Here is a 13,223-nt window from a genome sequence, read left to right on the forward strand (position 1 = left end):
CTCTCCTAAAAATTATTTTTTTGTTTTTTGTACTTTTTATATAAATATAAAATAATTGTAAACAATACTAAAACAATCATTATAATTGGTATAAAACTTATTAAAATCACTATTAAATTTTCTAGTACTTTTATTACATAATTAGTAGTTTTTATAAAACCTTTTTTGGATTTTTGCCATATATTTTTATCTATAATATTTATATTTTTATCCTTTACTTCTATTTCATTTAGAAAAACTTTAATTGTTGAAAGCGATACTAAACTATCCCATTTTTTTATATTGCCCGTATATCTATTAATCTGTCCTCTTACCCTACTGAGCTCTCTTTCAACTTCTATAATTTCCTTTACATTTTTAGCTTTATTCATTATTTCTCTTAAACGCTTTTCTCTTACTTTTAAATTTTCTATTTCACTAACAGTATCTCTATACTGCTCAGTAATATCAGTAGAGTCTATTCCTTCATCTACTGTAATTCCCATACTTTTTATTTTATCAAATACATTGTAAAACTGATTTTCAGGTACTCTGACTATTAAATTTCCGGATTTTAAAGATTTCTCAGGATTTTCTTCATTGTAAAATCTATAACTAGTATGCGAATTTTCTATATATCCACCCATCGAAACAATTAAATCCATTATATCTTTTTGAATCTTATCGTAATTTTCTACATTCAACCTAATATAGCCATTTAAAATAATTTTTCTGCCTGTATCATCAAATAATGCTTTTTTATTAATAGCATCACTATAATTTTCACCTTTTCGACTTAAATCCTGCTTTAAACTTCTTTTTTGGGCCGAAAATCCTTCATGTTTTAAAGATAAATCTTTAATTTCATCATCATATCCCTCAATTATTTCTTCCTCAGCAAATTCTTTTTGAAATTGACTTTGTGAAAAATTTATATAATTTTTCATTCCACCTACTAAAATAACAGCTAATAATAATGAAGCTGCAATAGTAGATATTATTTTAAAATTGATTTTATATTTTAATCTATCTTTAAATTGCATGATTTTACTATTTTCTCTTAATTGTTTACTATCTTCCATATAACAGTTAACTAATTTATCATGTAATTCTTCTTTAAAATTTTTAGGAAGTTCAACCATAGGTACATCATCTAAAATTCTTTTAATTTCAATCAATTCTTTATACTCTTTTCTACAATTTTGACATCCTTCTATATGCTTTTTTACTTCTTCTTCTATTTCTCTATCTAAATATTTATCTACATATGCAGATAACTGTTCTCTTACATCCTTACAATTCATTTTCTCCCTCCTCTCACTTTTATTAGACTTAATTTTCTAAAAAAAGTTCCATTTCTTCTTTAAGTATTTCTTTAAGCTGCATCCGACCTCTATTTATCCTCGACTTTACAGTCCCTACTGGACAGTTAATTATATCGCTTATATCACTATAACTAAAATCTTGTAAATCTCTAAGTACTAGCACTACTCTGTACTTTTCTGGCAGTTTTTTTATAGCTCTTTGTATTATTTTAATTTTTTCATCTTGCTCAATTTTTTCATCAAGTACATTTTTGTTATCACTTAGTTCAAAATTATAATTCCCATTTTTATTTTCTATAGGTTTATCTAAAGAAATGGTATGTATTTTATTATTTTTTCTTATCATATCTAAACATGTATTCATCACTATTTTATATAACCAAGTTGAAAAACTTGATTCTCCTTTAAAATTTTTTAAAAATTTGTATACTTTTATAAGAGCTTCTTGTGTTACATCTTTAGCATCTTCTACATTACCTATTAATCTATATGCTATATTAAATGCTATCACTTGATATTTTTCAATGAGTTTTTCAAAACTTTCAACATCTCCTTTTTTGCTTTTTTCAATGAGCTTTTTTTCATTACTACACACTTGTTTCACTCCCTTCTAAAAAAGTTTCAGACAATTATTAGACGAAAAAAATAGCTAATCAGTTCCATTTTTTTATTTATTTTTCATATAGTAAATTTAAAAATATATTTTAAAAACAAAACATCTGCCGTTAAAGCAGATGTTTTATTTTTAGACTAGCTTTCTTCTGCAACATATATTTTTTTGTTAATATCATATGGATGTATAAAAGACTCTATTATATTTTTATGTTCATCAAATATTACAGTTGCATGATGCATAAAATTATTTTTAAAATAATATCTCAAATCAATACTTTTTAATATCAATTTATCCATTTCTTTAAAATGAACAACATGAAAAATAGGAGAAAATTCACTAAAATATCTGCCAACTTTTGTATCCATAAACAATTCAACTATTTCATCATCAGGTTTTTTAAATTTTTTTCTTACTTTTATTTTCTTATTCAATATATTTACCTGTCCTACTATATTATGACTGTTACTTTCAACTATAAAATCCCATTTGTGAAAAGCCATCAATGCAGGTAAAATATTTACTTTATTAATCTTATACCCATTTTTATAATAATTTGTAATAATATTTTCTGCTCTTTTTTTCATACTATATCTGAATCCAATATATGCTAAAAACATTAAAACTATTTCACTATAAAAAGTAAAATTTGTATTTTTCTTGAATATTAAAAATAAACACAAAATAGTTATTACTGGGTCATATAGCATTAGCAAATTTGCCCTTAATTTTCTCTCCGTAAAAGGCGAAAAGAGCTTAGCACCATAAGAATTAAGTATATCAAAAAAAGTATGCGAAAAAGCTCCTAAAAATGTCCATAAGAATACATGCATAAATGAAAAATTTTTATAGACAAAAGATAAACCAAAAGTTATTATTAAACTTAATCCTATCAAAGAAGGTATAGAATGAGATAACCCTCTATGATGTCTTATATAGTAAAAATCATCTTTCACTAATCTAATCACAACATCTATATCTGGAGACATAGCACCTATGGCACATCCTACACTTATAGGATTATTTAAACTAACATGATTACCACTAAAAGCAGAAATAGCTAATCCAATTATTCCATGCGTAACTGGATCCATTTTTTCACCACCACATTTAGTATACTGTTTATTTAAAGTATACCATATAACCGTATACTCTCTCAACTAAAACCAGCAAAAGTTTTTTATAAAAAGTAAAAAAAACTATTGCATATTATTTAAGTTTATGTTAATATATTACTTGTCACGAGCCGAAGTGGTGGAATTGGCAGACGCGCCGGACTCAAAATCCGGTGGGGTAAAACCCGTGCGGGTTCGACTCCCGCCTTCGGCACCAGTTGAAAAGACTAGGTTTTAAACGCCTAGTCTTTTTTTATATATGCGATAAGAAAAAAATAAATACCGCACAAAAACTAATATAAATAAATTAATAAAAACAGATGGTAAGCATCTGTCAGATTATATATTTCATCACCATTTTGATTTTAGTCTTTCTTTTCTATCAAACAAAACCTCTCCTTGTCATAATCCCAAATTTTTATTATTAAAATTTTATCACCAAATTTGTACAACCACATAATATATTATTGAAAAAGGGACAAATCAAATCCCTTATTCAATAATAAAAATATAATAAAAAGGAGAGATTTTAATATGATAGATTTAAATGGTAATAATACTCAATATCCATGTGTAACTGTAAAAGAAGGTGTAGTAGAATCATGTATTAATGACCCTATAGATATAACAGCAATAGAAGAAGCTGTCATAGCTAAAATTCCTGTTGTTTTAGCACAACTTAAAGTACAATTTAATGTTTCAGCACGTATAAAACTTCCAGAAAATGCCCTAGAAATAAAAAATATTAAGAAAAAACTTAAAATCACTCAATGTCTTTTACTAGAAAATACTAACATACTTTTCATTAAAGGATTTGTTCGTAAAAATATTGATTACTCAACTATAGGCACTTTTGAATCATGTGAAGGAATATGCGGTGAAATTCATCATTGTACAATAGATATACCTTTTGAATGTACTACTCCTGTAACTTTCAACGGTTTTTCACCTGCAGAAATAGTTCCTACTTCAATAACTGAATTTGAATACTTTAAAGTACAAGAGTTACCATCTAATTTTGCTGAAAAAGATAAATTGCTATCTAGTGATTTGTCTGAATATAATCAAATAAGTACTGAATACTATAATGAAATGCCATACTGTGAACTAATAAGCAGTAGAATAGTTGAATTTGATGAATACATTGACCGCAAATCTATTTTAAATGGTTCTTTTGAAGAAAAATTTTTCAATGAAATTGAAGAAAAAATGGTAATTAGCCTTGTTGTAAAAATATTACAAGATAGACAAGTAAGCATTGGATAAATATCAATCACTCAGTTAATTTACAAATAGAGTATCTAAAAAATTAGATACTCTATTTGTAGTTTTATTTCTTTAACGTAAATACTATTTTAAATTTATAACTATACTCTTAAAGAAAGGTTTGATTACATTGAACGAAGGAGGTAATGATACTAACAAAATAAAAAATAATAGTTTATTACAAAATTCATATTTAATTCATAGTCATGTCATAAAAAATTGTATAAATTCTCCAACAGAAATAGAATTTCTTGAAAAAAATATAATCTCTAAAATACCAATTATAATTTCAAAAAAAAATATCAATATTTGTATTTCTAAAGTTATTAAATTTTTCAACAGCATTGACCAAATTTTATCCATAAAAAACAACTTAATAATAGAAAAAATAACTTTTTTTGAAAAAGTAAACATATTAAATATTAAAGGAAAAATTAAAAAAATAATAACATATACTCAAAAAAACACTATTTCACAATGTAAAAATTCACTTAAAAGCTTGATTATATATATACCATTCGATATAAATATAGAAACTAATATAAATCTTGACGTCAATTATAAAAACAATCTTAACGAAATATACTGCGAACCTGTATTTTCTAAAATACTTGATAAGTTTCTAATAGGTGATGATAAAAAAAATATTTATAACATCATAAATTTAATTTTACAAATTAATATATTACAAAATCAATATATAAATATTAATACTAATAATTATAAAATTGACAAATCTTTTGACAATAATAATTTTGATAATAAAATGTTAAATGAAGAATATACTAATTTCTCTGACCAAAATTTAGATAATAATTTATCTAATAAAAATAATATAAATAATACTCAAAAATTTATACTTCTACAAAATAAAAAATTCAAAAAAAACAAGATTTTAATAATCTTTTTACTATATTATCTTCTAAATATAAAATAAACAGCCAAATGACTGTTTATTTTATATTTTTATATACATATTCAGATGTAGCTAATTGAAGCAGCCCACCATATTCTAAATTAAATATAATTTCATCTCCGACTTTATATTTTTTCTCACTATCTGTAACATCTACAATTAGATGATCACTGCTCGCACCAAGTATTTCTATTTTTTCATCTACAGGAATTAAATTATCTGGATTGACATCCTGTCTACCTATAGCCAATATAGCTCTCTTTCTAATACCTTTATCTTCAAATGTCGGTTTATTACCAAATGCATCCATTCCTATTTCTCCAATAGGCACTGAAGGCTTTTCCTTTAATTCTATGACTTCTGCAACCAACTTAAATGCATCTTGATAAGTATTTTCTATTATATTACCATAAGCTGTTTCCCTACCTAAAACTATAGATTCACCCAATCTTAAATTATTTATTCTCATAGGCATTTCATTCTTCTGTACTAGATGTATGCTACTCGAATTGCCTCCAGAAATAATTTTTAATTCAATATCAAATTTTTTACTTATTTTTTCAGCTATTTCTTGTAATTTGCCTAAATTCTCTTTACTTGGAATAACTCCTCCATAACATGTTAAATTAGTTCCTATTCCAATTAATTTTACACCTTTTAATTTTAAAATTTTTTCTACAATTTCTTCTACATTATTAATATCTGCCCAAACGCCTTCTCTTAAATCTCCTAAATCTAACATTAATATAATATTATGAACTTTTCCAAGTTTTAATGCTTCTTCAGATAATTTTTCAATAGTTTTGATTTCAGAATTAAGACTTATATCAGCATATTTTACAACTTCATGAACCTGACTAATCATTGGTAATCTTAACAACATTTTAGGACAATTTATATTTTTAACTTTTTTTAAATTTTCAATTCTTGAATCAGCTAAAATCTTTACTCCATTTTCAACCATAACCTGTGCTACTTCTGGAATAGCACAAAAAACTTTTGTTACTCCTGCTAAATCTATTCCATGCTTATTACACAACTTTACAAGCGTCTTTGTATTATGTCTTATCTTGCTCAATTCTATTTCAAGTCTTGGACATTTTGACATATTTTTTCCCTCCATATATATTTTCAAAGTTTTTAAAGCCGGATATAACCGGCTTTAATCTATTTGCAAACTTTCTTTTAATAGTTTCAAAGAAGCTTCTTTGTATTTTTTTGATAAAACTCCTAAAGAAGCCATTATATAATCATTATCTATAAGTATCTTTGCTTCTTTATTTGGAAGTAGCTTATCTCCTTTATTGCTAAGTGCTATTTGTTTTAAAATATTTACTCTGTTAGGAAGCCTTGTTAAAGCACCTCCTGTTCCTATAATCCATTTTATATTAGTCAAATCTTTTCCTTCTGCCAATGTCTTTTTCCCGCTGCTTCCATACAAATCTCTAAATCCCCCTGCATGCCTATGAACAGAGGTAATAACTGCTTCAAGAGTAAGTCTTTCAACAAATCTTTTTTCAAGTTCTGTTTCAGGAATAGGTTTATGATTATTTATAAGCTCATCTATTTTATCTAAATCTACTTTTAAATCATTAGCTATTTTTTCTCTTCCTATCCTTTCTAAAACATTTTTCATATTTACAAATACTCCTAAATCTCCTTCAACTGTTCTCTTAGCTACAGGTTCCGGACTGATAAGTATTCTATTTACTTTTTCGCTTCCTTCTGTTACAGAATGAACGTCTGTAGTAGCGCCTCCTACATCAAGAGTCATTAAATCGCCTATATATTCTTTTAAAAGTTTTGAAGCTTCCATAACTGCACCCGGTGTAGGAATGATAGGTCCGCTCACAAGTTCTCTAACTTTTGTCATTCCCGGTGCATGTATTATATGGTCTTCAAATGCATCTTGAATAACTTTACGTGTAGGTTCCACATTGAGAACATCTACTTTAGGGTACACATTCTCCACTATATATAATAAATGTGATTTTCCCTTTTCTTCAAATATTTCCCGCACATCTTCATGATTTTCTATATTTCCAGCATATATAACAGGTACTTCTAAATCCAAATCAGCTATAATTTCAGAATTATAAAGAGCCGTATCTCTCTCTCCGTAATCCACACCCCCAGCTATTAAAACTATATTTGGATTTATATTTTTTATTTTTTTTATATCAGACCTTCTAAGTTTTCCAGATGTAACTAGATGAATATTTGCCCCCGCTCCTAATGCTGCTTCTCTGGCTGCTCTGACAGTCATATCATATACTAGTCCGTGCACTGTCATTTTTAAACCACCTGCAGCACTACTTGTCGCAAACATTTCATCATATTCAAAATTTTTTACACCTAAATTTTTCTTTAAACTCTCTATGGCATTATTTAAACCTATATTAACATCGCCTTCTAAAACAGTTGTAGGAGCTTGACCTTGCCCTAAAAATTTAGGATTATCGGTATCTATTCCATCAAAAGCATTTACAACTGTCGTAGTACTACCTATTTCAGCAATTAACATATTAATTTTCATTTTGTTCCATTTCCCTTCTTTTCTTAACAAGGAATGTTGCCACATGAATTCCTTTTGAACCTCTACCAAATCCTGCATCTACGCCTTGTTGAACAGCTATTTCTGGAGTAACTTGTGTTCCACCACAAGCTATGATAATTTTATCTCTTATACCTTTTTCTACACAATATTCATGTATCCTCTTCATATTTTTATAATGAATATCATCATGACTAATTATTGTTGAAGCTAATATAGCATCTGCATTCAATTCTATAGCTGCATCTACAAGTTTTTCTATAGGACAAGAAGTTCCCAAATATACAACTTCTATACCCCATTTCTCTATTCCACCATGTTTAATATCTATTACTTCACGAAGCCCAACTGAATGTTCATCTTCACCCACAGTTGCAGCAACAACTTTCATTGGCTTTCTTTCAATTTCTGCCCAAAGTTCTTCATCACTTAAAACTTCAGGTTCAGGTGGAATTTCCAATTTACTTATATCTACATCAAATTCTAATTTGCCTTTTAATTGAACCCTTGTACCTTCAGCTGGATGAAGAATTTCAAGATGAATAACTTCTGGATCTTGAAGATTCATTTTCTTAGCAAATTCTATAGCAGCAAATTCAGCTATTCTCTTATTAGTTGGTAAAAATAATTCGACTTGAACAGTTCCATCAGCTAACCATTCTACTTCAGGCTTTATATAATTTGAATTTCTATATTTTTCAGTTTCATCTAAACGTTTATATACATTATCATTTTCATCTAACTCATCAATAAATATAATTTTTTCAGGCTTTTCAAATGTACATCCGTCTATAAGTTTTGATGGATTATCTACTGCATCAGGGTCATACTGAGCAACATTATTATATCCATAATGAGCTGTAACAGGAGCCATATAGTCTTCATCTCTTTCAAATACTGTTCCTGCACCAACTCCTCCATCAATTTTTCTTCCTATACCATCTCCATTTCTCTCTGGATACATACCTGAATCAACAAAAAATCCTTTTTCTACAGCTTCAAAATATCCTCCTACTTCAATAATTTCTTCTAAAAAGAGAACTGCTCTTTCTTTTAACTCCCTAACTTTTTCAGGTAAATACCCTTCCTTTTTAAGTTCAACCATTTCAAGCAAACTATCAAGTCCTACTAAAGTTTGTTTAGCTGTATCACAAGCTTCTATATTGTACATATGCCATGGAACATTTCTTCCCTCATCAGGAGTTATTGTAGATTGAATATCTGCCCTTGTAAGTTTTGAAATCATCATATTCATTACATGAGTTACTGTAGCTTCTCTTGATGAAGAAGTAATATACTTAGTATTTTGTTGTGCTCTCATTTTGTATTCATCAAAGAAATCTCTTAGTGCAACAGCATATGGAAGGTCATACTTCATACATGGTACAGGTGAAGCTGAAGGCGGTACTGTTGAAAGGCAAATGTTTTCCTTCTTCATACCAACTTTATATGAATACATAGCATTTATACCATGCTGCACCATAAGTTCAGGCATTACTTTCCAAGCATCTCTTGCTGTTGCATTTGCATTATGTGCTCCATCTATCTGAGCCATATCTGCCCAAGCCATTATTTTTTTTGATTCTGCAGCATCAACAAAAGAACGCACCATATTTATGTTTCTATAAAGAACATTATACTGTGGGTCTTGGTGAGCACCATTAACTCCTTCTTCAGCAAACATAACTGCTATATCAGGACCTGCAACACCAGATACATAGGAATGATAATTTATAGGTCTTCCTACTTCTTCTTCTATTAAATCTAAAGCTTTTCTTTGAGCTCTAACTTGTTTTCTAGTTACAGGAATACCTCCTATACCTTGTGGAGTACCTTCTATAAGTCCATCATAATGAGATTGTCCTGCTGTTCTAATAACCATTATATGGTCAGCACCATGCCATGCAGCCATTCTCATTCTTCTTATATCATCTTCAAATCTTCCTGAAGCTATTTCAGTTGTAATAGTTTCTTGAGGCTGAGGGTCTAAATTATCAAAATATTGAACAGCTGCCGGAATACCTATTGAATTCTTTAAAGATTCTGAACAATCATGATAAACATGAGGTCCAATCTTTAATTCGTCAACTTTCTTTCTCCAAGTCCATCCCCTTCTCTTTGGTCTATAATTTTCTAAATCACTTAATATCTCTCTTATATCCAACTTTTCATTAGGGTTTAACTTTTTCATTATTCATTCCCCCCTTTGAATATTCTTACTGCGTCGTCCCAATGTTTCCCTTCTATCATTTCAAGGCCTGCTTGCCTTAGAGGAATGTTTTTTTCTTTAGATATTCTATAAACAATATGACCTACACCTTTTCCCATCAAACCCCTATCTATTGCTCCTTCTACTAATGGTTTAGCTTCTAAACTCGAAAAACCCATTCTCAATAAAACTGAACGTTCTATTGATGGAGTAGTATGGGTTCTAGCAAGTTCAAGTAGGGGGTCTACAATTTTCTCAAGCAATTCCCAAAATCTTGCTTTTAATTCTTCATCTGTTAAATTTGCAAGATGTTTTCTTCTCTCTTGAAAGTCATCTTCTCTTTTTATATATCCCTTCATAGACTTCCCTCCGTTTTAAAATTATTTTATATTGACATTCAATTCATTAAGAATATCCTCAACAAATTGACGGTTAGATTTTGTTTCATCAACTAAAAATATTAAATCTTCCTCTGAAATTTCAGTTGCATTATTATTTTTTATAGCATTTTTAATATAAGAAGCTCTTATTTTATTCATATCTAAATCAACTGCTTTAATTAACTTAGGATGCTCAGGTAAAATGATATTTTTACCGGGTACTTCTTCTCTTGGATTTCCAAACTTTACTTCTATTCCATTTTCCCTAGCAAATGAAAGTTGAGGTTGAATATGTTTTCCTGCTCCCGTATATTCTGTTTCCTGAACAACTATTATTTTATCTTCATCTAATTCTTGAGCTAAGCTAAATGCAGCTGCTAAAGAAGTATTTCCTGCCGGTCCTCTTTCAAGTCCTTCAAGTTGTGCTAAAACTTCAGTCATATAAAATACTTCACCTTGATTAATCGTTACATATCTATCCATATATCTGAGTGGTCTTGCAGCAGACCTCGGTACATCAGAACGGTCAGGCCAAGTAGCAAATGGCATTCCAAAACCTGTATGTCCAGTTGTAAAAGATTTTTTATTAAACTGCTTGTCTGAAGCCATATGAAGTCCTTTTAAATTTACACTAGCTCCTACAACAATAGTTTCTTTTGCTCCAGCTTTTAAAAGCCCTCTAGCTGTCCCAGTCAAGTTTCCTCCCCCTGCATTAGTACAAACAACTACATCAGGGTCTTTTCCTTCTCTCTCTCTCATCTGCATGGCAATTTCATAACCAAGTGTTTCTACTCCTGCAATTCCAAATGGAGTATATAATGATGCATTAAAATAACCTGTCTCTTCTAATAGCTTTAAGAAAGTATAAAAAAGCTCCGGTCCAACTGTCAGCTGAACAACTTCTGCACCATACGCTTCACATTTTCTTGCTTTTTCAATTATTTCAGGCTGTCCTACTCCCCTGCTGTCATAACACTCTTGAACTATAATACATTTTAAGCCATGCATAGCTGCTTGACTTGCAACTGCAGCACCATAATTCCCACTAGTTGCAGCTATTACCCCTTTATATCCAAGTTTTTTTGCATGGTATACAGCATTGGCTGCTCTTCTAGCTTTAAAACTTCCTGAAGGATTACATGCTTCATCTTTTATAAAAATTCTAGCACCCTTTCCCTTTGGAGAAAGTTTTCTTGCTAAATTTGTTAAATTTTTTAGCTCTAAAATTGGTGTATTGCCTACTCCTGTTGAACCTTGTATATTTTTCATTTCTTCAAGAGTATATCCCGTTTCTTTCATCATTCCTTCATAGTCAAAAGCTATTCCAGAATACTCAAATCTCTCATAATCTATTCCTACCGCTTTTTTCATTATTTCATTTTTTCTAGACATAACTGCTTCATAACTCATATCCTTAGTCATGGTCTTCACCTCCAAACAAAATATCTTTTACTTGAAGACCTATTTGAAGAAGTTCTGGAACACATGAACCAAAATTATGCTTATAAGATGGATTTACTTCTATCAATTTTCCATAAACTTCTCTTCCAGTCATAGTTCTTATTTTAACTTCATCTCCAATTTCTGCATCTTCTAATAAAAACCCTTTAACCCACATTTCTAAAGGAACTTTTTTCGTATCATCAGGCACTTGTGGTGCCCTTTCTTCAGGCTTTAACACAATATTATGCACTAAAACCCATTCACCTTTTTTAACCAATTATCATTCACCTGCCTTAGATAATATATTATTTTCTCTTTATAAATTCTCTCATATCGCCCATAATAGCTCTTGGTACTGGTAAATCTATCATTGTCTTTAAACCTGGTTCAGCATTTATCACATGTGGAATCATATTTACACACATAGCTATGGTTCCTAATCCACCATCTACTTCAGGTTTTATTGACATATTTACTTCTGGAGTTCCTTTTATAGTTATATAATCTCCCGTATAAGTTCCTTCCATTTCTGGCTCTATCTGCTGAGGATGTATCATATCTATTTTTACTTCGCCATTTACATAACCTTGTCCAGTCATATTTACTCCAGCAACATTTCCAGCTGCAGCAAAACCATATTTTGATTTTCTATCTACTGAAGTAACTATTGGTGCCATTTGCTGTTCAAATTTATCAATTTTCCATCCAATTGCATCTGCGATCATTTTTACTGATTCAGCAAATCCAACATGTCCTGATAACGTTCCATTTTCAACGCCTTTATTAAATTCCTCTACTGTCAATCCTACACCTTGTTCTTCCATTACTGCAGGTCCAAATGGTGACAAACTATTCACTCTTTTAGCCTGTATATATTCAACATCTGTCATACAACCAGTCAGACACACAACTAATAAATCCATTATTAAACCTGGATTAATACCTGTTCCCAAAATAGTTACACCATTTTCTTTAGCTATCTTGTCAAGCTCTGCTGCAAGTTCTGGGTTTTGAGCTTGAGGATAAGCCATTTCCTCTGCAGTTGAAATCACATTTACCTTTTTTTCTAAAGCAAATTTTAATCTTGGAAAAGCTTCTTTTGTAAAAGAATCCGTAGCACATAGACAAACATCACAACACCCTTCAGTCAATACTTCTTCGATATTCGGATTAATAATAACCGGTTTTCTTTCTCCTCTTTCAATACCTAAAACTTCATACATATCTTTTCCAACTCTAGCTTTATTTCTATCACACACACCTACTATTTCTACTCCCTTTTTTTTGAGGAGTACCTTAGCCATACCACTGCCCATTGCTCCAAAACCCCAAATCACTATTTTTATATTTTCCATAACAAAACACCTCCAAATATACTTTGCATTTAAGACTTTTTCTATAATAATAAATAAAAGCAATTATC

Annotated in this window: 12 protein-coding genes and 1 tRNA gene; 3 read left to right on the top strand and 10 right to left on the bottom strand. The window is 29.6% G+C overall.

Features of this window, described 5'->3' with window-relative positions; all coding sequences use genetic code 11:
- Positions 1-5: 5 nt before the first annotated feature.
- The 3 genes from BUA90_RS01970 to BUA90_RS01980 all read right to left on the bottom strand — a co-directional run bounded on the left by BUA90_RS01970 (position 6) and on the right by BUA90_RS01980 (position 3,011).
- Positions 6-1,283, bottom strand: coding sequence for a DUF4349 domain-containing protein (locus tag BUA90_RS01970; protein ID WP_072965696.1), 1,278 nt, complete (start codon positions 1,281-1,283; stop codon positions 6-8).
- 28 nt (positions 1,284-1,311) lie between these two features.
- Positions 1,312-1,899 carry an RNA polymerase sigma factor gene (locus tag BUA90_RS01975; RefSeq protein WP_072965697.1) on the bottom strand — a complete coding sequence of 196 codons (588 nt, stop codon included), beginning with the start codon at positions 1,897-1,899 and terminating at the stop codon, positions 1,312-1,314.
- Between the two features lie 155 nt (positions 1,900-2,054).
- Complete coding sequence (locus BUA90_RS01980; protein ID WP_072965698.1) at positions 2,055-3,011, bottom strand: metal-dependent hydrolase; 957 nt, start codon at positions 3,009-3,011, stop codon at positions 2,055-2,057.
- Between the two features lie 151 nt (positions 3,012-3,162).
- Here BUA90_RS01980 and BUA90_RS01985 point away from each other — a divergent pair.
- The 3 genes from BUA90_RS01985 (at position 3,163) to BUA90_RS01995 (ending at position 5,235) form a co-directional block, all read left to right on the top strand.
- A tRNA-Leu gene (locus BUA90_RS01985) sits at positions 3,163-3,249 on the top strand.
- Between the two features lie 317 nt (positions 3,250-3,566).
- Positions 3,567-4,298, top strand: a complete 732-nt coding sequence (locus tag BUA90_RS01990; protein WP_072965699.1) for a CsxC family protein — start codon at positions 3,567-3,569, stop codon at positions 4,296-4,298.
- A gap of 130 nt (positions 4,299-4,428) precedes the next feature.
- Positions 4,429-5,235: a hypothetical protein gene (locus BUA90_RS01995; protein WP_072965700.1), complete on the top strand. Its 807-nt coding sequence runs from the start codon at positions 4,429-4,431 to the stop codon at positions 5,233-5,235.
- Positions 5,236-5,251: 16 nt separating this feature from the next.
- Here the strand turns inward: BUA90_RS01995 and orr are convergent, their stop codons facing one another.
- Genes orr through ord form a run of 7 tightly spaced genes read right to left on the bottom strand, consistent with a single transcriptional unit; the run spans position 5,252 to position 13,155 of the window.
- Positions 5,252-6,322: an ornithine racemase Orr gene (gene orr, locus BUA90_RS02000; RefSeq protein ID WP_072965701.1), complete on the bottom strand. Its 1,071-nt coding sequence runs from the start codon at positions 6,320-6,322 to the stop codon at positions 5,252-5,254.
- A 54-nt stretch (positions 6,323-6,376) separates the two neighbouring features.
- Positions 6,377-7,750, bottom strand: coding sequence for a GlmL-related ornithine degradation protein (locus BUA90_RS02005; RefSeq protein WP_072965761.1), 1,374 nt, complete (start codon positions 7,748-7,750; stop codon positions 6,377-6,379).
- On the bottom strand, positions 7,740-9,959 hold the full coding sequence (gene oraE / locus BUA90_RS02010; RefSeq protein ID WP_072965702.1) for a D-ornithine 4,5-aminomutase subunit OraE: 2,220 nt from the start codon (positions 9,957-9,959) through the stop codon (positions 7,740-7,742). Before oraE ends, BUA90_RS02005 begins: the two co-directional genes overlap by 11 nt.
- On the bottom strand, positions 9,959-10,336 hold the full coding sequence (locus BUA90_RS02015) for an ornithine aminomutase subunit alpha (RefSeq protein WP_072965703.1): 378 nt from the start codon (positions 10,334-10,336) through the stop codon (positions 9,959-9,961). The genes oraE and BUA90_RS02015 overlap by 1 nt, the downstream gene beginning before the upstream one ends.
- A 21-nt stretch (positions 10,337-10,357) precedes the next feature.
- Positions 10,358-11,779 carry a 2-amino-4-oxopentanoate thiolase subunit OrtB gene (gene ortB, locus BUA90_RS02020; protein ID WP_072965704.1) on the bottom strand — a complete coding sequence of 474 codons (1,422 nt, stop codon included), beginning with the start codon at positions 11,777-11,779 and terminating at the stop codon, positions 10,358-10,360.
- A complete protein-coding gene (ortA, locus tag BUA90_RS02025) occupies positions 11,772-12,077 on the bottom strand; it encodes a 2-amino-4-oxopentanoate thiolase subunit OrtA (protein WP_072965705.1) in 306 nt (101 codons plus the stop codon). Before ortA ends, ortB begins: the two co-directional genes overlap by 8 nt.
- A gap of 28 nt (positions 12,078-12,105) precedes the next feature.
- The gene (gene ord, locus BUA90_RS02030; RefSeq protein ID WP_072965706.1) at positions 12,106-13,155 is read right to left on the bottom strand and encodes a 2,4-diaminopentanoate dehydrogenase; all 1,050 of its coding nucleotides are present in this window, start codon (positions 13,153-13,155) and stop codon (positions 12,106-12,108) included.
- Positions 13,156-13,223 lie beyond the last annotated feature (68 nt).

Source organism: Caminicella sporogenes DSM 14501, from assembly GCF_900142285.1.
GTDB classification, from domain to species: Bacteria; Bacillota; Clostridia; order Peptostreptococcales; family Caminicellaceae; genus Caminicella; species Caminicella sporogenes.

Coding starts and splice junctions, on each gene's coding strand:
- BUA90_RS01970 (WP_072965696.1), bottom strand. CDS start 1,283: ATGAATTGTAAGGATGTAAGAGAACAGTTATCTGCATATGTAGATAAA.
- BUA90_RS01980 (WP_072965698.1), bottom strand. CDS start 3,011: ATGGATCCAGTTACGCATGGAATAATTGGATTAGCTATTTCTGCTTTT.
- BUA90_RS01990 (WP_072965699.1), top strand. CDS start 3,567: ATGATAGATTTAAATGGTAATAATACTCAATATCCATGTGTAACTGTA.
- orr (WP_072965701.1), bottom strand. CDS start 6,322: ATGTCAAAATGTCCAAGACTTGAAATAGAATTGAGCAAGATAAGACAT.
- BUA90_RS02005 (WP_072965761.1), bottom strand. CDS start 7,750: ATGAAAATTAATATGTTAATTGCTGAAATAGGTAGTACTACGACAGTT.
- oraE (WP_072965702.1), bottom strand. CDS start 9,959: ATGAAAAAGTTAAACCCTAATGAAAAGTTGGATATAAGAGAGATATTA.
- BUA90_RS02015 (WP_072965703.1), bottom strand. CDS start 10,336: ATGAAGGGATATATAAAAAGAGAAGATGACTTTCAAGAGAGAAGAAAA.
- ortB (WP_072965704.1), bottom strand. CDS start 11,779: ATGACTAAGGATATGAGTTATGAAGCAGTTATGTCTAGAAAAAATGAA.
- ord (WP_072965706.1), bottom strand. CDS start 13,155: ATGGAAAATATAAAAATAGTGATTTGGGGTTTTGGAGCAATGGGCAGT.